Origin of the sequence: Faecalicoccus sp., assembly GCF_036552745.1 — a bacterium.
GTDB lineage: Bacteria > Bacillota_I > Bacilli_A > Erysipelotrichales > Erysipelotrichaceae > Faecalicoccus.
This window is the reverse complement of sequence record NZ_JAXKBY010000006.1, coordinates 1-21850: the sequence shown is the minus strand read 5'-3', so window position 1 is coordinate 21850 and position 21850 is coordinate 1. Positions and strand designations below refer to the sequence as shown.

Sequence of the window (21850 nt, the reverse complement as noted above, 5' to 3'; positions counted from 1 at the left end):
TTTTCAAAGATCAATTTAAAACTAACTAAAAAATATAGTTGTTTTATATTTTCAAACTATTTCATAAAAACTACTTGAATTTTATATAGTTAGCTCCTTTATCGTTATTTTGCCCTCTTCCTTAAATACACGAAGAGAAAAAGGCATATTTTCCACACGTTTATAATCGTGTCCGGCATTGATCGGCCAACAACACATGACTTCCAGCTTGGAATCGGATGTATTGACAAGTCGATGCGCAAAAGCACCATCAATATGATGAATACTTCCTTCCCTCATCTTTTCGGCACGACATTGTCCCTTTTCATCCATCAATAGTAGAAGTCCTTCTCCTTTTTGACAAACATAGATTTCATCACACTGCTCATCTTCATGAAAATGACCTCTTGTCACATTACATTCTTGTGCTACACAAACCGGTTCCATAACTGTTAATCCCCAGTTTAGATTTTGCGTATGATTATTCCTTGTATGACAAGTATAGACCGTGTACATCAAAGTATTATCTGGTAAAGACGCACCTTCTTTGGCATAAAATGATTTTGCCTATTCATACGTCTTATAGGAAACTTCAACCGTTTCTCCGTTAATCTTTCCCTCTTTGAAATCTTCTATCCATTTTGCTTCTGTGATCTTCATAAACCCCTCCTATACAAAGATTATAACATTATAATGTTTAAGTCAATGAGTTTGTCTTTGAACCTTTTCATTTTATGATATAATACCCTTTGTAAAAGGTGGTAAACAGTATGAAAATAGCCTATTTGATTCATTCGGAAAGAGACTATGATGAAGTTATTGAGACATTGAACCAGCTTGTCAAACAAAACGATCATGCCTTTATCATGATTAATGACAATGATTTAAGAGATAAAGTCGCTTTTGTATTTGCTGATCATCCAAGAGTTCATATTTCCCATACACAGGAATTTGCACAGGAAGGTGATTTATCACTGGCAAGGGGTACGATCATACAAATGAAGGAAGCTCTGGAATACGATCAATTCGATTATTTTATCAATTTGACCGATGGTATGATGCCATTAAAGAGCCGAAAAGAAATTGTTGAATTTTTAGAGAAGAACCCTGGTAAAGATTATTATTATGTGGCATCAAAAGAAACGCCGGAACTAAAAAAGAAGGCAGATCGTTATTACATGTTCACAAACCTTTTAGCCTTCCCCACCAGCAAATTTATTCGGGGACTGACAAGAGGAAATGCGGTCTTATTTTCTAAACTGGGTTTAAAGAGAAAAGTGGAAGATGCCTATCAGATTGGAAGTCCATGGTTTATGTTGTCCAATGAAACGGTAAAAAAACTTGTTGTCCACTTTGAGTATGTATCCAATACCTTTAAGATGGCCTGGTATCCGGAAGAAATGTATATTCCTATGATGATGGAAAAATTCATCTATACTGATCGTGCCGATGATCACATCAATAATGACTATCGATTAGTAGGACCAGAGGGAGACTGGCAGGCAAGCTCCGGGGCAAAGCCAATTAACGCGGAATTGATTGCGAGTCATCCGGAAGCATTATTCGGTGCTAAGATCACAGCTGAAGATAACCTGGATCTTTATCAGGATTATTTCGATATTTATAATTCTTCAATCAATGAGATAGAAGAAGAAAAAGAAAAGACTTTTATCGATCCATCTCTATTATTAGATTCATTGAAAAAGGCAAAAGAGAATAGACAAGACTAAGAAGACGGCTGTCTTCTTTTTTAAACATAAAAAAAGCACCAGTTATTTTTTCTGGAGCTTATCGATCAAAGATAATGTATATTTTTTTGAATTTTGAAAGCTTAAAAAATACATCAGTGTCAATGCACCGAAAACAATTCCTAAAACTAAGCCGATCCATTTTAACACATCGCGTACCGAAGCACTGACAGTTAAAAAGTTATCATGCAATCCTGAAAATCCCCAAATCGCAATAGCGGCAAATAATAGAAAGATAAAAAAGAACATTTTCATTGAGCGTCCTAATTTCTTTGTCATCATATTTCTATAAGCAATCTCATTTTTTAAATCTTCTCGCTCTTTTTTTCTCATTCTGCGCTCCTTTACCTAATAAACAAAATCATCCCTCTTGGGAGAAAGGGATGATCTTGAAAGTGTCCTTTTCGAATAGCTTATCCGATCAAAGAACCGAATCCGAACAAGATATCACTACCGATGATGTTACCAACAATGGCGATAACAACGAACAGTAATAATACTTTGATTGGAGACATGTTCTTCTTAGCCATTAAGAACCAGGCCAACAAAACAAAGGCCATTGTTAAAATCTTAGGGAAAGCACCGTTTAACTGGTCAATCAGCATAACTGGTTTACCTTCAGAGTTCGTAGCAATCTGTACACTTGATGATACATTAACCCAGCTGGCAGCCATAGCACCAACGATAACCTGACCCATAACGATTACAGATTCACGGAATGCAGTAGCTTGCTGACCAACGATAAGTTCAACAGCAGATCCACCTAATTCATAACCTTTGTCATAAACAAATTTCTGGAACCAGGTAGAAGTGATGTTCCATACAACGATATAGAACAGAGGACCAATAGCAGATCCACCTTCTGCCAAACCAACAGCAATACCTAATAAGATAGGAATATAAGTACCAACGATCAGTGAGTCACCGATACCTGCCAAAGGTCCCATCAGACCGGCACGGATACCGTTGATCATTTCATCATCGATAGCTTCAGCACCATTAGCACGAGCTTCTTCCAAACCAGCAGTGATACCAACAACCATGGCACCAATCTGAGGTTCTGTGTTGAAGAATGGGTAGTAAGTTGTTAATTTTTCCTGTTGTTCTTCACGAGTTTCATACAGTTCTTTGATGATAGGAAGCATAGCCCACATATAACCAAATGTCTGCATGTGTTCTTGAGAGAAACCTGTCAGGTTTCCATACCACCAACGCCAGAAGGATTTATTTAATGTTTGTTTTGAAATCTTTTTCATAACTAAATATCCTCCTCATCATCGTCATCAGAAGCAGCTGCAGTTGCAACGCCTCCGGCTTTCATCATCATTAACTGGTAGTTGATCAATGCGAATACAGCACCAACAGCTGTAGCGGCTAACAATGTCAGACCCATTGAAGCAGCCAATGCAAAACCAAATACGAAGAAAATCAGATCTGTTGGTTTGGAAATAACTGATTTTAACAAAATGGCGATACCTACAGCCGGCAATACAGAACCTACTGTTAATAAGGCCTTAACGTACCATACACTTGTATCCAGATATGAGAACAATTCTTGAACTGCACCTGAACCATAGTAGCACAATAATGTACATGGCAAGAAAGACAATACAAAGTGAGAAATCAATGGGAATAAGCAGTCTACTTTACCAACGATTTCCATGTTTCCTTTGTCCAGCTGTGCCCAACCAATGTGCTGCCAGATCAAGTTCATCATAGCTGTTCCGTAGAACAATGTGATACCGATAACACCAGTCATGGCAGAAATCGTACCGGCAAGACCTTGAGCGTCTGCACCGCCGAATTCCATTCCAGCTGCTTTGGCACCAACATAAGCCAATGGAATACCAATGTAAGAAACGGCACGTAAGTCAGATGCAACAGTTCCACCTGGAGTTACCAGCGCGATCCACATAATCTGCATTGGGATACCAACCAGAATACATCCCTGAACGTCACCAAGGATGATTCCAACGATAAGGGATGCAACCAATGGACGGTTCAATGTATAGTTACCAACGGTTGTTCCCAAACAAGCAATGGTACTGGCTGCAGTACAGCTCATAATACCAATTAAAGCTGCTTGAAAAAATGTCATACTTTCTCTCCTTTTTATTTATCTAACTCAGTACTACTCCCAATTAGTAACCGAATTTAGATCTGAATTTTGGCCATGATCCGATAGCTGTTTCTCTTAACAATGCGAAATATACATCGTATCCAGCATTTGTCATAGCTTCACAAGCTTCTGCTTCTTCTGGAATCAAAGACTGGTTTGATCCTAATTTGATAGCGCCTGGACGGTCATTACAAGGACCGATTACAACCTGTTTTACATCACTTGGAACAAATCCGTGATCTACAAGGATCTTCTTCATGTCAACAGGGTTCTTTGTGATCAGGAAATACTTCTTAGAACTCTTCAGAACATCATCTGCTTTTTCCAGGAAGTGTTCCATTGTCCAAACAAATACTTTTTTGTCTGTACTTGCTTTGAAAGACTGTTTCAAAACAGGTGTAGTAGCGGCTTTGTCATTAACCGCAATGATTCCGTCACATGGGTACTCTTTAGACCAGCGTGTAACGATCTGACCATGAATGATACGATCATCCACTCGAACAAAACTAATCATTATAATTCCTCCTCTAATTTATGATATGACCTCTTATAGATCATCATCATCGTCATTTGACTCTGTTACGAACTCACAAAGTCCGGCACGACCTTCGCTTAGTAAGGTTTCTTTCAAGGCATCTCTATCCATATTGTCTTTCATCAATACGGCAGAAATGGCACAAGGCATATTCATACCGGCAATTACCAATGTATTTGCCAATAAGCCTTTTTCATCCAATACGCTTAACGCATTTGTAAATGGAGATCCACTTAGGATATCAGCCAACAAGATTACTTCATCATCACTGGTGAAACCGGATACCAGTTCACGGAAGTTTTCGGCAAACTGATCAGCACTCATTCCATCCTTTAAAGAAGTGCTTAATACGTCGTCTCTGTCACCTGTCATCATCTTTACGGCACTATGAAGACCCGGTGCAAATTCACCATGACTAACCATAACTACATATTTCATGATTTTCTCCTTCTGCCTGAATCGGCATCTTTTTAAAGCCCTTACACAGCTCTATTTAACGAACTAATATTATCACATAAAATCACATTTTTCAATTTATTTTAAAGAGCCACTACAAAGCATTTAATGATGATGATTGTATTTATTTATATCTTTGAATAAGCCACCAAAACTCTTCCATGACCCTGGATCGTATAAGACCCTAGGCTGGCGGGAATAAACACGTTTTCTGTGTACTTAACCGACAAGCTGTTCTGTCCATAAAGAATCTTTGCATCCCCTTGTACAAATGTCAGGGTATGAAACTTTTTCCCCTCTGTATCTAAAGTCAAAGTGTCTTTGACATCATACAGTTCCACTACGAATTCATCACAATCCACCAATATCTTGTGTTGTCCTTCCATATACGGATTACTGATTTTTTGTGATTGAAGCGAAAAATCAGCTACATCAAAGCTTTTCTTTAAATGTAATTCTCTTTTGTTCCCTTTGGCATCTACGCGGTTATAATCATAAAAACGATACGTTGTATTGGAGTTGGTACCGATCTCAATCGCAAAGATACCGGCGCCTAACGCATGTAACATCCCGGCAGGAATCAAGATAAAATCACCGGCTTCGATATCTACCTTACGAAGACAAGGCTCTAAATTTTCTTCCTCCACAGCTTTTTGAATGACGCTTTTATCCCTAGTTGTCGTACCTGCCACTAAAGTTGCACCCGGTTTGGCATCCAAAACATACCAGGATTCCGTTTTTCCTAAATCGTTTTCATGTTCCAGAGCATAGCTGTTATATGGATGAACCTGAATGGAAAGATCCTCTTTGGCATCCAGATAAGCCAGTCGAAGCATCTTTTCAAAAGGCACCTCTCCTAACATTTCCTTTGGTTTTTCCTGAATCAGCTCCATCAATGTCTTTCCTTTATAGATTCCATTGATCACTTCATTGGTACAATATGAATGGGCACTGATCTCCCAGCATGTACCATAGCCTTTTTCTTCAATATGACGAAGACTTGTTAATTTGTCATTGGCCCAGATCGTTTTATCATAAATGGGTTTTAATTGTATTGGATACATCCTATTCACCTCTTTCACAGATACATTATAACATTATAATGTTTGTGTCAATGAATCAAAATAGCCCTATTAAATCATTGATGTGTCGCAACAATAAAACGGCCACTAAACAAACAACCGGAATAGCCACCATGACCCAATAGCCACGTGTTACTTTCTTTTCCAGCTTTTTCCAGTTTTCCTGTGAGAAGTAATACCGATCATCGCCGGTTTTATACACGACTTCATCTTCCATGAAATTGGCAATCGTATAAGAAATGACCGAAGTTGATAACTTTACATCTTTAAATTCTTCGATCGGAATGGCTTTTTCCGGTGATGTCGCCTTTCGTTTGATAAACGTATCCATGATGATTCGTGCTGCCGTTTTACGTACATTATTGTCTCGTTTTGCCATACTTACTTCCTCTTCTTCTTATTTTCTTTTGCTTCCTGCATTTTTTCTTTGATCTTTAAAGCCATCTTTCGGGTGACGATCATTGAAGGATCCTTCGAAAAGCTCACGTTGAAGCCCGGACGCAGTTTATTTGTCTTTGATACATTGATGACACTACGATAACGATAATATTTTTTCTCATAGAAGAAACCATCTTCATAAAACCATGCTCTTCTTTTGACAAGGCAATCCAGCGCAAAGCTGATACAGCAGGCACAAAGCACCCAGAAACCAATCGCATACATACCATCATTTTTGGCAAACATCTGATAACAGGCAGTCGCAAAGCTTGCGACAGCCACTAAAACATAGATGGCAAACCAAAGCTTGTACTCCTCAAAAAACTCATATTTCTTCGCATGGTTTTCCATATATTCCTGTTTATTTTTGTGATGAATCACCAACTGTTTGATTCCGTTATACAGCTCATAGATCCCAAAACCGATCAGGACCAAGGTCACAACGACCGAAAGTACTCCACTATCCATATCTTTTCTCTCCTAAACAACTTGTTCGTATTATACAACGAAACTATAAGCGAACCTACCCCTTTATTTAAAAATCCCAATCTTCCTGATAAATAATCTTAGCTTCAACCTGATCGCCATCAATCTCTAACAGGGCATAGCTTGGTGATTTTCCATCCCTTGGCAATCTGGCTGAACCTGGATTGATCAAAAGAACATCCTCTACCTGTTTGATCCTAGAGACATGCGTATGCCCATAGCACACGATATCGCAGCCGTATTCCTTAGCCAGCCGAACTAAATTTTGTTCTCGATACAAGTAAGAACAACGATGCGAATGTGTCACATAAATTCGATGACTTCCTACACGAATTCGAAAATCTTCTCTAAATTTTCCATAGTAATCGTTATTGCCTTTGACGATCAGCCAATTGGGATAAAAGCGCGGATCGTCTTCCAAGTCCCCACAATGGATATAGGCATAGGCATCCTTATATTTTTTCTCCAGACATTCCAAAATTTCATTTTGCGAATGCGTATCACTCACTATTACGATCTGCATCTGTCTTATTCCTCACTCAATTTCATCTCTTCCATGACCTTATTGTTTTCCTGCATGGCTCTGGCATTCTCTGTGCCGACATAGCGCAATAAAAACGGATTATATAAATGCCCTGTTACAGACTCCTTATCCTGCGGATAACGAATCACAAAGCCATATCGGTAAGCATTCTCTTCCAACCAGCTGATCTTAACCTTCAGGCTTTCCTCCAGGCCTTCCTTTAATGCAGCATAATCGACCGTTTCCTGTGCCAGTAGTCCATTGATCCATTCCTGGTATCCCTGTAAACCAATGGTAAAGCCCAGTTGAAACTCGTTTTGCCCGGCCGGTAGATACACCTGATCCACACGCTCCGGATTGGTTTGACTCAATGTCGTATATTCGGTAAAGACTTGATCATATGGCGTATAACCTTTGATCAGTCCTAAAGATGCATCACTCCCTAACATCGACTGATACGCATTTTCCATCCGTTCCCAGGCCTGGGCCACATTTTCATGCAGGGACAGAGAGCCTGTCTGTACCAGATTTAACGGAGCATATTTATAAACAGAGGTATCCGCATTCAGAATCACAAACATCTGGCTGGGATCGGCTACCAGCTTTAAAGGCTGCTGCCGAATCGCCTCGTTTTCATAAAAGGTTGTCAGATCCACATACGAGTAATGCTCCAACAAGGTTTTCAGCGTATTTGCCGAAAAATGTTGACGGAAGCGGTTCACAAAATTGACGATGTAGGCATTGGATTGTGCCTGCGTCTTGGCTGCCGTGTAATACAGACGACAATAGCGGATATTAAAGCCTTCTTCATCAATAAATTCAATAAATTCCTCCGGTCGAATCTGATTGGAGATAATGTAATCGATATCTTCACTATCTAAATATTGTAGAAGTATATCGCGGTTTTCATCGGTCGCATAAGGATAGCGCGCCAAAGGATCATAGGTTTGGTTCATAACCCAGAAACAACCGCAAAATACGCCTAAACAAATCAAGATCAGAATCACTCTTGCTTCTATGTTCGTTTTTTTATTTTGCACAAGCTTTACCTCTTCGGCTATTATATCATGAATCATTTACGGAATGAAACGCCTCATATACGCTCTTTGCCACCGCTTTGGGCAAAACCTCTTCCAATTGTTCGACAGATGCCTGACGAATCTGCTTCATGCTTTTAAAGTGCTTTAATAATTCCTTCTTACGTTTAGGACCAACCCCCTCGATCGTATCCAGGGCCGAGCGCGTCATGGCCTGTCCACGAAGCTTTCTATGATAGGTAATGACATATCGATGCACTTCATCCTGCATACGTGTCAAAAGAAAAAACAGTGGTTCTTTTTTATCCAGTGCCATTTCCTGAAACGATTCATCCATCAAAGCCCTTGTCGTATGCTTATCATCCTTGACAAGACCAGCAATCGTTAAAGGCAAGTCTAAAGCTTCCTTGATTTCTTTAGCTGCTTCAATTTGTTGACGACCTCCATCCACCAGTAAAAGATCAGGAAATTCTCTATCTTCACTCAACAACCGAAAATAGCGTCGATATAATACTTCTTTCATGCTGTCAACATCACTTCGATACGTATCCAGCTTATAATGGCGATACTGGCTTTTATCTGGTTTACCATCCTCATAAACGACTAGAGCACTGACATTGAAGGCCCCTTGAATATGCGAGTTATCAAAAATCTCAACCGTGTGGATCTCTTTATGAAATAAATCACTCAGACGTTGATTGGCCTGCTCCAGCTCCTGCTCCCGTCGCAAAGCCAGTTCAAATTTTTGATCATGTGCCTCTTTCGCATTTTTTTGTACCATGTCCACTAATGCTTTTTTATTTCCGCGAATCGGAATACGCACATGTGTTTGTAAAAGATCCTCTAAAAGATCGACTGGAACACCTTGCGGCACCAAGATTTCCGATGGCACCATATTATCTTGATAGTATTGCACGATAAAACTGATAAACGCATCCATTTCATCTTCATATAATTCCTGAATTGCCAGGGTTCTTTCTAAAAGCTTTCCATTGCGAATAAAGAAGCCTTGTAGAGAAATATATCCTTTATCGGCATAAAATCCAAACACATCCCGTACTTTCTGATCCTTAAAATCAATCGTTTGTTTTTCCATTACATGATCAATGGACTGCAGAATCTCATAATATTCCTGTGCTTTTTCAAACTCCAGATTTAAAGAAGCCTTTTCCATGTCCGCTTTGACTTTATCAATGATCTCCTTGGCATCTCCCTGAAGAAACTTACGAATCTGTTTGCGATATCTTTCATTTTCCTCAAGATCAATTTCCTGAAAACAAGGTCCCAGACATTGATGCATATGATAATACAGGCAAGGTGTCTTTGGCAGTGTCTTACATTTTCGTACCGGAAACAAACGGTTGATCAGTTTTACGATATCAAAACAAGACTGAGCGCTGGGGTATGGACCAAAGTATTCATCTTTCTTATTTTTGACTTGCCTTGTCATGCGAACGCTAAAATACTTTTCTCTGGTCATAACGATATAAGGATAACTTTTATCATCCATGAACATGATATTAAACGGCGGATGATTCTTTTTGATCAAATTGATTTCCAACAGTAAAGCTTCCTTTTCACTTCCGGTTACGATAAATTCAAAATCATAAATTTTGGATACAAGCCGTGTTGTCTTATTATCATGGACACCATGGAAATAGCTTCGTACTCTGTTTTTCAATACTTTTGCCTTACCGACATACAGAATGCGCCCTTTTTTATCCTTCATGATGTAACAGCCAGGTTTGTCCGGCAACAAAGCCAGTTTATTTTTTAAAAGCTCGGATATAGCCATCAGATTCCTCCCTTCTGTTATTTCAATGTTATGATTGTTGCGCCTAGTCCTCCATCACTGGGACCGGCACTGGTATATTCTTTGACCATCGGATGCTTTTTCAAATCCTGCCAAACGGCGCTTCTAAGCTTTCCTGTTCCCATTCCATGAATGATACGAACCTGCTTGATGTGATGAGCCACACATTGATCCAAATAATGATCCATGCTGCGTAACCCTTCTTCTACGCGACACCCGATAATATTCAATTCCAAAGGTACACGCACAAAAGTCTTATCTCTGTGCGCCTTTGGCTGTGTCTTTTCAAGCCTTGGACGTTTCATCTTCTTTAAACGATTGGTTTTGACTTTCATTTTCATGCCATTTGTCAAAACAACCGCTTCTTTTTTACGAAGTTCTATGATCTCTCCATGCGAATTCAAATCCTGAATCTGCACATAATCACCGACAACAAAGGCATCATTTTCCTCTTTTTCTTTGACTTCCGGCTGCAAAGCTTCCAGATCGTGCATCAATTGTGTCTTTTCATGAGGTCGCACTGTTGCCGCCTGCTTCAACTTTTCAATTAACGCATCAGCTTCTTTTTCCTTTTTGACCAGAAGCTCATCCAATCGCTGTTGATATTCTTTTTCAAACACTTCTTTTCGATGGGCGAGTTTTTCTTTAGTTTCCTGCGCTTCTTTTTGTAGCTGATGAGCATCACGAATCAACTTTTCGAAACGCTCTTTTTCTAAAACCACTTCGTTTTGCAGCTTTTCCAGCTTTTCTAATTCCTTGTTTCGAGAATCCTCTGTTTCTTCTTTAATCTGCTTTGCCTTGTCAAGAATCCATGAATCCAGATGATATTGACGGGCAATCGAAAACGCATAACTGGCACCGGAAACACCCGGTAAGTATTTATAAGTCGGCATCAAGCTTTCTTTGTCAAACTGCATGCTCGCGACAAGAATGTTTTCATGTGTCTTACCATACGATTTTACGGCATTATAGTGCGTACTTGTGATGATCGTTGCCTTTTTTTGAATCAGATATTCCAAAATCGCAATGGCCAAAGCACTTCCTTCGGCCGGATCGGTACCATTGCCTATCTCGTCCAATAGAACAAAGGAAAAAGGATCACATTTTGAACAGATCATCGCCAAAGAAGATACATGACTGGAAAAAGTCGATAAATTGTTTTCAATGGACTGTTGATCACCGATATCAAACCAGATAGAGCGATAATAAGGTAAAACCGCACGATGACAACAAACCGGAAAGCCGGCATGACTGAGCGCCACACAAAGCCCCATTGTCTTTAAGGTGACTGTCTTTCCACCCATATTCGGTCCGGTAATCATCAAAACGCGCTGATCTTTTGAAAGCTTGTATGTATTGGCAACTACCTTGTTTACATCGATCAATGGATGTCTGGCATATTCTAAAGTCATGGAACGATCCTGTGTCTGTATCAAAGGAACACAGCCATCTTTTTCAATCGCCCAATGCGCTTTGGCAAAAGTACAATCTAAAATCGTCATAGTCTCCAAGTTCGATAACAGTGCCACTTCAAAAGAAGCAGTCAACCGACTGAGTTCCTTACAGATACGATGTTTTTCTTCTTCGATCTGCGATAAAGCCAGCTGCACTTCATTATTCAAAGAAACGAAAGAAGATGGCTCTACATAGAACGCAAGGCCACTTTGTGACTGACCGTGGATCATACCGCCAAAGGCATTCTTTTCACCGGCCTTCACAAGGACACAGGTTCGTCCGGCAATGGTTGTCGTCAAAGCTTCCATCAGTTTGGATGCGTTTTTCTTAACAAAATCGCGCGAACGACTAATCAACGCTTGTCTTGCATGCACTAATTGCTGATGCTTTTGTACCAATAAAGCAGAAGCATCGTCTTTGACAGAGCCGGACATATCAATACAATCCTGAATCTTGGTCATCAATGGCTTACAAGTCTGCATGGTCTCACTGTAAGCGACAAGCTTTTCATACGATTCATCACGAAGCGTATTCTGTACTCTTTGACAGGCCATTAAAAAAGAAGCAATTTCCAACAGCTCCTGAGGAGTCAGGACCATCTGCCGTACCGCTTTTTTGACAGCAGGCTCTACATCATGACAGCCGTGTAAGGATAGTGTACTTCCCGATTGAAACAATCCGATGGATTCACGCACCAAATCTAACTGTTCCTGTATCTGATACCGATCTTGCAGTGGCAAGGCGTTTTGAATTTGTGATCGGCTCAAAGAAAAAGAGGTATGAGCCGCAAATTGATCCAATACACGATCAAAATCAATTGCCTGATTCAATTCATTTCTATAAGCTCTTAAATCCTTTCGCATGTTCTCATCCTTCCCAATACGTGAATAAACGCTCCATCATCGGTTGCGTAAACGATAAAACAGAATGTTCTACAAATACATCGCCATATTGAATCAACGGAAACCGTAAAACCAGAGATAGTGTCATCGCCAACAACAAGACTTTGATGATGCCTAAGCCCAACCCCAGCATATGATTGATGAGCGAAAGCTTCGTCTTTTTCTTTTTGTGAAATAAGATCACCAAAATCCGATATACAATGCGCAGACCCAAAAACAACAACAAAAACCATACGCCAATATTTGCGATATGCATCGTCAAAGCATCTAAGGCCGCCAAGATCTCCGAATGAGAAATATGCCCCAACAAAGGAAATCTCTGTGCCATGATCGGACTCAACAATATCGCAAGTATAAAGCTTCCAAAATAAGTCAGGACATCCAATAATTGACGAACAAAGCCTTTGCGATACGCAAAGAACAAAATCAATAAGGCAAGCCCTATCAAAACAACATTGTAAATATCAAAATAACTTGTATCTAAAACCATAGAATCATTCTATCACATTTGACAAATCCCTAACATAAAAAGACTTGCATTCCTACAAGTCAAAATACATCAAAGAATTTATGTGTTTCCCCGTTAAGTGTGATTTTAGTCAAATGAAACAGCATCTATAAAAAGCCACATTACAGCTTCTGTTCCAAAATCTTCATAATATCCTCTCTTGAAGATGGCTCAACTGACAACATGTCCATTGCCTGCTCAACGTTGGTTGCAATATGATTTTTGACCAGTTGTAGAACACTATTAGCCTTTCCTCTCAGCTCACTTTTCTCGATCAATGCCTCGCTAAACGTACACATCTTCCTGACCTCCTCCTCTTCCTCTTTTTCTAATAGTATATCATACTTCTTCTCTAGGATTTCCAGGATCTGCTCCGCCTTCTTGTTTGACAGAAAGATCAGCTGTATGAACTCCATCACATCTCTAGGGCGCTTTAGGATCTCTTCAGTAGAAATCGTATCGATATCGTCTCCGGGGATACAGGATCAATACTTCCATCGTATCCTTACCTCTTCGTTTTGTTTTGCCCTTTCCCAGATCGATTCCCTGCGATTCCATATCGACCCAGAGCCTTCTTTTCGGATCCTTTGGATGGGCAAGCTTAAACAGCAGGTCATAGCAAACCTTACTGTCCGGCATCTTGAGATCCTCTACATTTTGGCTGACCACTTTATTCGATGTTGGATCCGTATCCAGCCGGTCATAAATCTCCTTTAAGGAAAGATGCCTGTATTCGGATAAGCACTCTTTATAGAGATAGGCCAGGATATTTTCAGAGACAGGATCTTCTTGCACTGGGCATCATAGGATCGTTGAGGATCCTTCAACAAAGCTTCTCAAGCTTTTCTTTCTTCCATCGTTTTTCACCTCTCTTTCATTACACATAGATGGAAATTAGAAACCTTCCTATTATTAGTTACGATAAAATTTCAAAAAACTATAAAAAAAGTTGAATTTTTTTCTAAATAGGAATTTTTTTATAAACAAAGAAAACTATGATACACTCATGATGGTGATTTTATGGCATCTCTTACAAAAAAAATGACAAAACAGGAAATACTGGATTTAAGACAAAAGCTATCCTCTCATATCGTAAAAGAAACGAAACCAGATTATACCTATTATCAAATTAAAACCGATTCTATGACCATTACAGCTTATACCAGCGGTAAAGTTGTGTTTCAGGGACAGGATCTCTCCTGGATGGAAGAAACAGAATCTGAGAAAAATACATATCCCCAGGCAGGAAGCGATGAAGTAGGAACCGGTGACTATTTTGGCCCGGTTGTGGTAGCTGCCTGTATCGTTTCAAAAGAAGCAGCACAAAAACTATCTTCTTTAAAAATACAAGATTCCAAACAAATCAAGGATGACCAAATTCGTAGGCTGGCCCCCGAAATCAAAGCTGTTTGCCCACATTCGATATTGATCGTACAAAACGCAAAGTACAATGAAGTGCATCAAATTCATAATATGGTTGATCTCAAGTGTCGCCTGCATAATCAAGCCTATGTCAATCTAGTGCATAAAGGACATACTCTACCAGATTTTATAATCATTGATCAGTTCGTACAAAAAAACAGTTACTATCGTTATTTAAAAAACGAAAAAGAGGTCATTTCAAACATTCATTTTGAAACCAAAGCTGAAAATAAATATCTTTCTGTAGCCTGTGCCAGTATATTGGCCCGTAATGCCTTTTTAGAAACATGGGATGCGATGGAAACAAAATATGATTTTCGATTTGAAAAAGGTGCCGGTACCAAGGTAGATCAATGCGCCAGAGAATTTGTAAACAGATTTGGTAAAGACCAACTCTATAAAGTTGCGAAATTACACTTTAAGAATACCGAAAAAGCTTTAACCCTTTAATACCTGCTTATCATTTAACAGAGTTTTAACCTGGCTTCATTTTTGTTTTGATACAATTAAAGCATAAAAAAATGGAGAAAATTATGAAGCCTAAACCATCCCTATTAAAAAGAACAGCTACCTTCATTTGTGTTTATTATGTGATATTCTGCATATTTGGTTTCTTTTTGAGAAAATCGCTACCGCAGGAAATTGATACAGAGATTCTATTTCACTTTTTAGCAATAGGAGCGGCACTACCTGTTGCCATACTGTTTATTGTCAGCACCTTTGTTAAGATCATCCAAATTCAAAAAGATATCGCCTATACAAAAGTTAAAAAAGTATTTCATTCTTCCTTATGTATATGCGTGATCCTAGTAGGAACTTGGGTTGGTTTCACGAAAGGAGTCTTGCCAGCTCTTGATCTTTTCTACTTGAACGCTCCGCAAACTGTAGTTCTCTATAATGCACAATTATCCCATAATAATGATTTTTCACGCTTTGAGATCCAGGGACAGGACCAACATCAAAACCCTCAAAGTTACAAACTGACGGCTGCCCTATTAAGAAATTTTCCACTTCAAAAAGGACAACTCACTTTACCAGGGGAAACGATTCAATTAAAGTATTATCCATTCACTGATTTCGTAGTTTCCATAGAAAATATATCCTAATAGAAGCATAGATATATTATTCGTTTCTTATACGTGATAGATAATAAAAGCCCCCGTAACAGCCATGCTTGCCAGTGATAACATCAATCCGATATTAGTTTGGGCAGCTGTCTCTTCTGTAGAAGGTTCTGTTTCCTCTGGTGTTGTGATTTCTGTAGTTTCTTCTGGTTCATCCGTTAATGTCGGATCTTCCGGAATTTCCTCGACAACGGTTTCGGAATCATCCGTAACAGTCGGCTTTTCCTGAGCCGATACGGCGGAATACAAAGAGAAACTCAATGTAAAACAAACCATCAGAGTGAAAAATAATTTAACGTACTTTTTCATATCTCTAACCTCTTTCTCCGGACATAACTGAATCATAACCATCCCCTTCATTATAAGTCAATAACATTTTTCTATCAAAGTTTAAACTAATTTACAACACTTATTGCCACATAAAAAGTCGAGCCCTTCCTTTGCATTGATATTTGTATATAGATTTATGTAACTTTAATCATTTATTTGTTAAATCAGAGAAGAAAGATCAACCTGGAGAAGCCTAAATAAAAACATGGGAAAGGATTCTTCTCACGTTCTATGAATGTTTAATTGATGCAACTTCCATCTAATTTTGGAATCCAAAAAAAATACCGCAAACTAGTCTGCGGCATCTTTTGCTTCTGTCATCGATCGATTAACTTGAACATCTACACTTGTTTCATAGGTTAACTGTACCAGTTCTACACCGGCATCACGAAACATCCTTTTACTCGCAATGTTTTCATCCGTTCCATTGTATTTATCACTCTCATAGACAACACAACGAATACCGGATTGAATGATGGCTTTGGCACATTCATTACATGGAAATAACGAGACATAGATCGTACAGCCATTTAAATCTTGAATGCTGTTTAAGATCGCATTCAGCTCGGCATGCACTACATACGGATATTTTGTCTTTAAAAATTCGCCATCTCTTTCCCATGGAAATTCATCGTCGTCACAGCCTTTGGGAAAGCCGTTGTAGCCTAAGCCAACAACTCGTTTTTGTGCATTGACAATACAAGCTCCCACTTGTGTGTTAGGATCTTTGCTTCGTTTGGCACTCAAATGTGCCATGGCCATAAAATATTGATCCCAGCTTAATACATTTGATCGTTTCATACAGATTCTTCCCTTTCTAAACGTCCTAAAATTTCTTTGAATGTTGGATCTAACGGTGCATCAAAGGCCATCTTTTCCTTTGTAGTCGGATGTATAAATTCGATATGGCAGGCATGCAAAAGCTGTCCGTTGGTATCCAATGTCTTTTTATAACTATATTTTGGATCACCGGCAATCGGATGTTCAATATACTGCATATGTACACGAATCTGGTGTGTCCTTCCTGTCTCTAAAGAACAGCGAATATACGCAAAATCCTTAAAGTTTTTCAATACCGTAAAATGTGTAACAGCATCTTTGGAATTTTTGGCTGTCACCGCCATTTTCTGTCTGTCCTTTTCATCCCGTCCGATCGGTGCATTGATCGTACCATGAGAATGCGAAAAAGGATGATGTACGATCGCAAGATAATCTCTGTGACACGTCTTATCGGATAGCTGCTGAGAAATAGCCTGATGAGCTTTATCGTTTTTACAAACGATCAAAAGGCCACTGGTATCCTTATCGATTCGATGCACGATACCAGGGCGCATTTCTCCGTTGATTCCGCTAAGATCCTTACAATGGTAGAGTAAGCCGTTGACCAAAGTATTGGATGTATGTCCGGGAGCCGGATGTACGACCAATCCTTTTGGCTTATTGATCACCAAAAGATCCGAATCCTCATAAAGAATATCCAGATTCATCGCTTCCGGCTCTATTGTCACTTCCTGTAACGGTGGCAAAGTGATGGATACCTGATCATGTATTTGAAGAGAATAGCTTGCCTTCTCGACTTTTCCATTCACTTGAATATAGTTTTGATCTAAAAGGTCCCTGACACGTTTCCTTGACAATTCCATCGTGGTGGAAACAAATTTATCAAGACGACATCCCTGATTCTTTTCATCAATTGTATAAACTATGTTCTCCATCGTTTTCTCTCCTGTACTTCATCATAAATCATGCATGCGATCAAACAACCAAAGCCTACAGTAATACATATATCCGCAATATTGAAAACGGGGAAATCCCAGCCGAATATACGAAAACTCAAAAAGTCACGCACATAGCCAAACCGCAGGCGATCGATAAAATTCCCTAAAGCACCGGAAAACACAAGAGCCAGGCATAACTGAGCGCGAACATCACTACTGCGAATAAACATGTAGATGATTATCACAAGAGCCGCAATCGTCAACAGGGCAAAAAACAGAATACCAAAATCTTCGAAAAGACTGAAGCCGGCTCCGGTATTTTGTACATAAGTCAACGAAAAGAAATGAGAAATGATCTCCATTCGTTCATGCAGCGCAAATGTTTTAGTAATTGCCCATTTTGTCCACTGATCCAATCCTAATGTCAAAAAGACGATCACCAGTGAAACACAGATTGAAATAATTTTATTTTTCATGATTTCCTTCCTTTAAAACGCTTTATTCTTTCGGTGTAAGAAAAACATTTTGATAAACAGCCAAATGCTCATGACCAAAGCAATCAGTAACATAAAAAATCCAATAGCCGGAATACCCATGATATGCGGTTCCATATCCGTGGTACAGATCAGGCAGGATCCCACTAATAAAGCCGCAATCAAGATACAGACAATCAGTCGATTGACCATACGATCAATTTTGGCAATCGGTGCATCACTGCCCATCAAATTCAAATTCACTTTGATCTGACCATGCTGGATCAACTTGAGCACATCACTGGTCTGCACAGGAAGATCCAGACTCCGTCTAAGTCCTTCTATGCTGCGCTTGATCGTTTTCTGAATCTCTTTTGAAGGATCGATCTGCGTCAAAGTGGCCTTATGCTGACTGACGATCTTTGCCATACTGGTAGTTGGATCCAGATCGATCAAAGTTCCATTCATCGTCATCATACTGCGGGCAAGCATGGAGATTCCTTTGGGTAGTCCAATACGAAACTGATGACAGATGGTAAAGATATCCTGCACCATTTTTGCTAGATCCATATCCGCAAACGACTCACTCATATATTGCGCCATGAACGATTCGATCGCATTGGTAAACGCAATGTAATCAATTTCCTTTTGTACAATACCGATCGCAAGAATGGAATCCACTACATTGGCAACATCACCTAAAGCTAAAGCACGAATAGCTTGTTTCATAATCTGACGATCCCGATTTTCCAAGATTCCCATCATGCCAAAATCGATCCAGACAATCTTATCCTGACGGATTCGAATATTTCCAGAGTGCGGATCGGCATGAAAAAAACCATGCTCGATGATCTGCGAAATATAATTATACGCTAATTTATCTGCAATTTCCTTAACATCATACCCTTCTTTTTCTAAAGTATGCACATCGTTGATCTCATACCCATCGATGTACTCCATGACCAGGACTTCTTTTGTCGTAAACGCATCAATGATCTGTGGCGCATCAATAAAGTTACACTCCTCGTATGTCTTGCGAAACCGTTTGGCAAAGGCAGCTTCATTGGTAAAATCCATTTCCTGTTTAGCTGCCGTCCAGAATTCATCGATCACCATATTCAGATCCACAACACTGCTGACGATATCGCTTAAATTTAAGACACAAATCGCCTTTCTTAATAAGCCGACATCACGTTCCATCCATTCGTAAATATATGGACGTTGTACCTTAGCCACAACACGTGTACCATCGCGTAAGGTAGCCTCATGAACCTGCGCTATCGAGGCAGAACCTAACGGAATCGGTTCAAATGATGAAAACACTTCCGACATAGGTTTATGATATGACTTCTCAATTTGTTCCTTGACCGTATCAAAGGACATCGGCGTAACACGGGAACGCAGCTTCATCAACTCTTTGCAGTAGCGCTCCGAAAACATGTCCTGCCTGGTGGACATGATCTGCCCAATCTTAACGAATGTGGGTCCTAAATCTTCCAATATCCTTCGAAATTTAACAGGATCCATTCCCTTGCGAATCTGATACTTTCGTAAGATACGCAAAATCTGCATGAAACGTGCGCGTGTTGAAATCTTACTCGTGCTTTTCATGCGTATCCTTCTTTCGATGTAACGGCGTATTGGTTACGGTTTCCGTATGCAGCCATGAGCGCATCCACTTTACAGATTGACCGATCGCATTTTTTAAACTTTTACTGCTGAAATCAAAATTTTCAATAAGTAATTTTTCCCAGTTTGGATCCTGTATCTTCATTATTAATACCTCATTTGTTATTTTAACATATTTTATATTCGTTTTTACAAATGTATAAGAATCCATGACTAAGACATTTATAGAATACCTTATATTTCTTAACTTTTTTTAAACAAAACCTTTCTTTTTCGTAATATTGACAAAAAAAGACCAGAGGATTTCCCTAGTCCGTAAACTTATTATAAAATTCCATACTTTCCAGAACGCTGGTATCTTCGATTGGATTATCATCCAAACGCAAGGCCTCTAATAACTGTAAATCTTTTAGTGGTGTGACATCTGTGATGTAATTGGCCTTTAGCGTTAACGATCGCAAGAACTTCAAATGAGCAAGTGGTGTAAGATCCGTAATCGCATTGTGATCCAGTCGCAAATAGGAGATGAAGCCTAAATGCTCTAATGGTTTTAGATTGGAAATCACATTGTTGTAGAGATCGACATTGCACAAATCCTCAAGATCCTTTAATGGCGTCAAATCTTTGACATCGTTATTTTCAAGAGATAAGATCTGCAGCTGCTTCATGTCCTTTAGACATGTGATATCTTTGATCTCATTTCGTCCCACATTTAAGTTAACCATATTCTTCATATTTTTCAATATGGAGATATCCTTGATTCGGTTTGTATAAAGATCCAGATAAACAAGCTTAGTAGCTTTTCTTAAAAATTTGATGTTTTCCAGCTGACAGAATTGTGCTTTAAAGATCTCCAACTCTTCTACGGCTTTAAAGCGATCCATGTTCCTGATCTCGTTTTTAGAAACATTCAGGCGTTTTAAACCTTTCATTTTATTTAAAAGTGTCAGATCTGTAAAACCTGTCTGCTGCAGATGTAAAGATTCACAATGAATCAAATCTTTTAAGAAACCAAAATCATCGGCTTTATTAAACGCAATATTGATCGATGTCAAATTCGGGAATTCCTTTAAAACATCGTAATTATGAATATATGGACAATTGGACAAGTTCAATCGCTTTAAATTTTTCATCAGCATCAATGGTGAAATATCGCTCATCAAATTTGTAGATAGATCCAATTCTTCAATATTTTCCAAGTAGGAAAGATCCTGAATATTGAATAGACGCATACCGGCCATATGCAGTTTTTTCAACTTTTTCAAAGAACCTAAGATCGCAAAACTAAACGGCCCGTTTTCGGTATTGATATAAACTTCTTCCAGTTTCTTACAACGTTCCAAATACTCCAGACTATCTACTTTGGCTCGTTCCAAATTCAAGTATTCCAGATCGATCATGGCCGCAATACTGCTTATATCCATGGTATATAATTTATTTCGACTCAAATTTAATCGCTTTAACTGTCGAAAACCGTGCAGAGCCTGCAGATCACGAAGCTGATTTCGAGATACATCCAAAACCTCCAGGTTTCTCAAGTCACGGATCGGATCCAACTCTTCCAGCAGGTTATTAGAAACATTGAGTACAACGAGATTTTCGGCATATTCCAGTCCTTCCAGGCTTTTTATTTCATAATCCGGCGCTTCCAGATGGGTCAGCTCTAACATAACTTCCGGTGTTAAATCTTCTTCTTTTACACGCAAAGTACGTGCGGTTACTTGTCGTAATACATCATCCTTGATCAACATACTAAAACCCTCTCAATCTGTCACTTTAATAATACAACAAAACAAAGAAGATGTGCTATCAAAAACAAAGAAAACCCACTTTCCTTACCGAATTTTTACATTCATAAATCCATTGTATCCAGCCTTGTACAAAAGCCGTTGTCCCCTTTAAAAATGGACAAATTGGTCTAAGAGTGTTACAATCTCAAGTTTTGAACAAAAACGCCAAAAGTCCTTTGTTTATAAGGCTTTTGGCGTTTTCTCTGTGTAGTGATATTTTCTTGATTTTATCAATATTTTAAATTTCTTCGGATTTCTTCTTTTCTCTTATATTTAGATTCGG

General features: G+C 39.1%; 26 protein-coding genes. 3 read left to right on the top strand and 23 right to left on the bottom strand.

The window, feature by feature from the left end; genetic code table 11:
• Positions 1-81: 81 nt before the first annotated feature.
• Positions 82-495, bottom strand: coding sequence for a glucose-6-phosphate isomerase family protein (locus tag U0M88_RS00410; RefSeq protein WP_331868564.1), 414 nt, complete (start codon positions 493-495; stop codon positions 82-84).
• Between the two features lie 254 nt (positions 496-749).
• Between U0M88_RS00410 and U0M88_RS00405 the strand changes: the two genes are divergently transcribed.
• A complete protein-coding gene (locus U0M88_RS00405; RefSeq protein ID WP_117447218.1) occupies positions 750-1709 on the top strand; it encodes a beta-1,6-N-acetylglucosaminyltransferase in 960 nt (319 codons plus the stop codon).
• Between the two features lie 42 nt (positions 1710-1751).
• On the opposite strand, the gene U0M88_RS00400 is transcribed toward U0M88_RS00405, so the two are convergent.
• From U0M88_RS00400 to U0M88_RS00330, 15 genes are all read right to left on the bottom strand, one after another.
• Positions 1752-2060, bottom strand: coding sequence for a hypothetical protein (locus U0M88_RS00400; RefSeq protein ID WP_117447219.1), 309 nt, complete (start codon positions 2058-2060; stop codon positions 1752-1754).
• Positions 2061-2140: 80 nt separating this feature from the next.
• Entirely contained in the window at positions 2141-2983 is an 843-nt protein-coding gene (locus tag U0M88_RS00395) for a PTS system mannose/fructose/sorbose family transporter subunit IID (protein WP_117447220.1), read from the bottom strand.
• 2 nt (positions 2984-2985) lie between these two features.
• On the bottom strand, positions 2986-3825 hold the full coding sequence (locus tag U0M88_RS00390) for a PTS sugar transporter subunit IIC (protein WP_117447221.1): 840 nt from the start codon (positions 3823-3825) through the stop codon (positions 2986-2988).
• Between the two features lie 43 nt (positions 3826-3868).
• Positions 3869-4360 carry a PTS sugar transporter subunit IIB gene (locus tag U0M88_RS00385; protein WP_022789813.1) on the bottom strand — a complete coding sequence of 164 codons (492 nt, stop codon included), beginning with the start codon at positions 4358-4360 and terminating at the stop codon, positions 3869-3871.
• Positions 4361-4393: 33 nt separating this feature from the next.
• A complete protein-coding gene (locus U0M88_RS00380; protein WP_117447222.1) occupies positions 4394-4819 on the bottom strand; it encodes a PTS sugar transporter subunit IIA in 426 nt (141 codons plus the stop codon).
• A gap of 146 nt (positions 4820-4965) precedes the next feature.
• Positions 4966-5901, bottom strand: coding sequence for a type I phosphomannose isomerase catalytic subunit (locus tag U0M88_RS00375; RefSeq protein ID WP_331868563.1), 936 nt, complete (start codon positions 5899-5901; stop codon positions 4966-4968).
• Positions 5902-5956: 55 nt separating this feature from the next.
• Positions 5957-6298 (bottom strand): hypothetical protein, encoded by a 342-nt coding sequence (locus tag U0M88_RS00370; RefSeq protein ID WP_205142509.1) that lies wholly within the window; start codon positions 6296-6298, stop codon positions 5957-5959.
• A 2-nt stretch (positions 6299-6300) separates the two neighbouring features.
• Positions 6301-6825 (bottom strand): hypothetical protein, encoded by a 525-nt coding sequence (locus U0M88_RS00365; RefSeq protein WP_331868562.1) that lies wholly within the window; start codon positions 6823-6825, stop codon positions 6301-6303.
• Positions 6826-6892: 67 nt separating this feature from the next.
• Positions 6893-7366: a metallophosphoesterase gene (locus U0M88_RS00360; protein ID WP_331868561.1), complete on the bottom strand. Its 474-nt coding sequence runs from the start codon at positions 7364-7366 to the stop codon at positions 6893-6895.
• 5 nt (positions 7367-7371) lie between these two features.
• Positions 7372-8406 (bottom strand): M15 family metallopeptidase, encoded by a 1035-nt coding sequence (locus U0M88_RS00355; protein ID WP_320802420.1) that lies wholly within the window; start codon positions 8404-8406, stop codon positions 7372-7374.
• A 25-nt stretch (positions 8407-8431) separates the two neighbouring features.
• Positions 8432-10198: an excinuclease ABC subunit UvrC gene (gene uvrC, locus U0M88_RS00350; protein ID WP_331868559.1), complete on the bottom strand. Its 1767-nt coding sequence runs from the start codon at positions 10196-10198 to the stop codon at positions 8432-8434.
• A 17-nt stretch (positions 10199-10215) separates the two neighbouring features.
• Positions 10216-12534 (bottom strand): endonuclease MutS2, encoded by a 2319-nt coding sequence (locus tag U0M88_RS00345; RefSeq protein WP_331868558.1) that lies wholly within the window; start codon positions 12532-12534, stop codon positions 10216-10218.
• 4 nt (positions 12535-12538) lie between these two features.
• A complete protein-coding gene (locus tag U0M88_RS00340) occupies positions 12539-13063 on the bottom strand; it encodes a CvpA family protein (protein WP_117447229.1) in 525 nt (174 codons plus the stop codon).
• Between the two features lie 140 nt (positions 13064-13203).
• Positions 13204-13497, bottom strand: a complete 294-nt coding sequence (locus U0M88_RS00335; protein WP_195222996.1) for a hypothetical protein — start codon at positions 13495-13497, stop codon at positions 13204-13206.
• A 28-nt stretch (positions 13498-13525) separates the two neighbouring features.
• A complete protein-coding gene (locus tag U0M88_RS00330) occupies positions 13526-13876 on the bottom strand; it encodes a hypothetical protein (RefSeq protein ID WP_331868557.1) in 351 nt (116 codons plus the stop codon).
• A 225-nt stretch (positions 13877-14101) separates the two neighbouring features.
• On the opposite strand from U0M88_RS00330, the gene rnhC reads away from it, so the two are divergent.
• Together rnhC and U0M88_RS00320 are read left to right on the top strand one after the other, a co-directional pair.
• Positions 14102-14953 carry a ribonuclease HIII gene (rnhC, locus tag U0M88_RS00325; protein WP_331868556.1) on the top strand — a complete coding sequence of 284 codons (852 nt, stop codon included), beginning with the start codon at positions 14102-14104 and terminating at the stop codon, positions 14951-14953.
• A gap of 83 nt (positions 14954-15036) precedes the next feature.
• Positions 15037-15609 (top strand): hypothetical protein, encoded by a 573-nt coding sequence (locus tag U0M88_RS00320; protein WP_168965461.1) that lies wholly within the window; start codon positions 15037-15039, stop codon positions 15607-15609.
• Positions 15610-15636: 27 nt separating this feature from the next.
• On the opposite strand, the gene U0M88_RS00315 is transcribed toward U0M88_RS00320, so the two are convergent.
• The 7 genes from U0M88_RS00315 to U0M88_RS00285 all read right to left on the bottom strand — a co-directional run bounded on the left by U0M88_RS00315 (position 15637) and on the right by U0M88_RS00285 (position 21528).
• Positions 15637-15972, bottom strand: a complete 336-nt coding sequence (locus tag U0M88_RS00315) for a hypothetical protein (protein ID WP_331868555.1) — start codon at positions 15970-15972, stop codon at positions 15637-15639.
• A 276-nt stretch (positions 15973-16248) separates the two neighbouring features.
• Positions 16249-16758, bottom strand: a complete 510-nt coding sequence (locus U0M88_RS00310) for a deoxycytidylate deaminase (protein ID WP_022789827.1) — start codon at positions 16756-16758, stop codon at positions 16249-16251.
• Entirely contained in the window at positions 16755-17672 is a 918-nt protein-coding gene (locus U0M88_RS00305) for an RluA family pseudouridine synthase (protein WP_331868554.1), read from the bottom strand. Before U0M88_RS00305 ends, U0M88_RS00310 begins: the two co-directional genes overlap by 4 nt.
• Positions 17660-18151 carry a signal peptidase II gene (gene lspA, locus U0M88_RS00300; protein WP_117447133.1) on the bottom strand — a complete coding sequence of 164 codons (492 nt, stop codon included), beginning with the start codon at positions 18149-18151 and terminating at the stop codon, positions 17660-17662. Before lspA ends, U0M88_RS00305 begins: the two co-directional genes overlap by 13 nt.
• Positions 18152-18163: 12 nt before the next feature.
• Positions 18164-19759 carry an ABC1 kinase family protein gene (locus U0M88_RS00295; RefSeq protein ID WP_168965467.1) on the bottom strand — a complete coding sequence of 532 codons (1596 nt, stop codon included), beginning with the start codon at positions 19757-19759 and terminating at the stop codon, positions 18164-18166.
• Complete coding sequence (locus tag U0M88_RS00290) at positions 19743-19922, bottom strand: hypothetical protein (protein ID WP_168965469.1); 180 nt, start codon at positions 19920-19922, stop codon at positions 19743-19745. Before U0M88_RS00290 ends, U0M88_RS00295 begins: the two co-directional genes overlap by 17 nt.
• 163 nt (positions 19923-20085) lie before the next feature.
• Positions 20086-21528: a leucine-rich repeat domain-containing protein gene (locus tag U0M88_RS00285; protein ID WP_117447136.1), complete on the bottom strand. Its 1443-nt coding sequence runs from the start codon at positions 21526-21528 to the stop codon at positions 20086-20088.
• Positions 21529-21850 lie beyond the last annotated feature (322 nt).

Bases quoted from the DNA above. Each gene is read 5' to 3' on its own strand.
- U0M88_RS00370 (WP_205142509.1), bottom strand. From the start codon at position 6,298: ATGGCAAAACGAGACAATAATGTACGTAAAACGGCAGCACGAATCATC.
- rnhC (WP_331868556.1), top strand. From the start codon at position 14,102: ATGGCATCTCTTACAAAAAAAATGACAAAACAGGAAATACTGGATTTA.
- U0M88_RS00375 (WP_331868563.1), bottom strand. From the start codon at position 5,901: ATGTATCCAATACAATTAAAACCCATTTATGATAAAACGATCTGGGCC.
- lspA (WP_117447133.1), bottom strand. From the start codon at position 18,151: ATGAAAAATAAAATTATTTCAATCTGTGTTTCACTGGTGATCGTCTTT.
- U0M88_RS00365 (WP_331868562.1), bottom strand. From the start codon at position 6,825: ATGGATAGTGGAGTACTTTCGGTCGTTGTGACCTTGGTCCTGATCGGT.
- U0M88_RS00290 (WP_168965469.1), bottom strand. From the start codon at position 19,922: ATGAAGATACAGGATCCAAACTGGGAAAAATTACTTATTGAAAATTTT.
- U0M88_RS00285 (WP_117447136.1), bottom strand. From the start codon at position 21,528: ATGTTGATCAAGGATGATGTATTACGACAAGTAACCGCACGTACTTTG.
- U0M88_RS00380 (WP_117447222.1), bottom strand. From the start codon at position 4,819: ATGAAATATGTAGTTATGGTTAGTCATGGTGAATTTGCACCGGGTCTT.
- U0M88_RS00385 (WP_022789813.1), bottom strand. From the start codon at position 4,360: ATGATTAGTTTTGTTCGAGTGGATGATCGTATCATTCATGGTCAGATC.
- U0M88_RS00390 (WP_117447221.1), bottom strand. From the start codon at position 3,825: ATGACATTTTTTCAAGCAGCTTTAATTGGTATTATGAGCTGTACTGCA.
- U0M88_RS00345 (WP_331868558.1), bottom strand. From the start codon at position 12,534: ATGCGAAAGGATTTAAGAGCTTATAGAAATGAATTGAATCAGGCAATT.
- U0M88_RS00320 (WP_168965461.1), top strand. From the start codon at position 15,037: ATGAAGCCTAAACCATCCCTATTAAAAAGAACAGCTACCTTCATTTGT.
- uvrC (WP_331868559.1), bottom strand. From the start codon at position 10,198: ATGGCTATATCCGAGCTTTTAAAAAATAAACTGGCTTTGTTGCCGGAC.
- U0M88_RS00400 (WP_117447219.1), bottom strand. From the start codon at position 2,060: ATGAGAAAAAAAGAGCGAGAAGATTTAAAAAATGAGATTGCTTATAGA.
- U0M88_RS00295 (WP_168965467.1), bottom strand. From the start codon at position 19,759: ATGAAAAGCACGAGTAAGATTTCAACACGCGCACGTTTCATGCAGATT.
- U0M88_RS00335 (WP_195222996.1), bottom strand. From the start codon at position 13,497: ATGGAGTTCATACAGCTGATCTTTCTGTCAAACAAGAAGGCGGAGCAG.
- U0M88_RS00305 (WP_331868554.1), bottom strand. From the start codon at position 17,672: ATGGAGAACATAGTTTATACAATTGATGAAAAGAATCAGGGATGTCGT.
- U0M88_RS00405 (WP_117447218.1), top strand. From the start codon at position 750: ATGAAAATAGCCTATTTGATTCATTCGGAAAGAGACTATGATGAAGTT.
- U0M88_RS00315 (WP_331868555.1), bottom strand. From the start codon at position 15,972: ATGATTCAGTTATGTCCGGAGAAAGAGGTTAGAGATATGAAAAAGTAC.
- U0M88_RS00395 (WP_117447220.1), bottom strand. From the start codon at position 2,983: ATGAAAAAGATTTCAAAACAAACATTAAATAAATCCTTCTGGCGTTGG.
- U0M88_RS00410 (WP_331868564.1), bottom strand. From the start codon at position 495: ATGTACACGGTCTATACTTGTCATACAAGGAATAATCATACGCAAAAT.
- U0M88_RS00310 (WP_022789827.1), bottom strand. From the start codon at position 16,758: ATGAAACGATCAAATGTATTAAGCTGGGATCAATATTTTATGGCCATG.
- U0M88_RS00340 (WP_117447229.1), bottom strand. From the start codon at position 13,063: ATGGTTTTAGATACAAGTTATTTTGATATTTACAATGTTGTTTTGATA.
- U0M88_RS00360 (WP_331868561.1), bottom strand. From the start codon at position 7,366: ATGCAGATCGTAATAGTGAGTGATACGCATTCGCAAAATGAAATTTTG.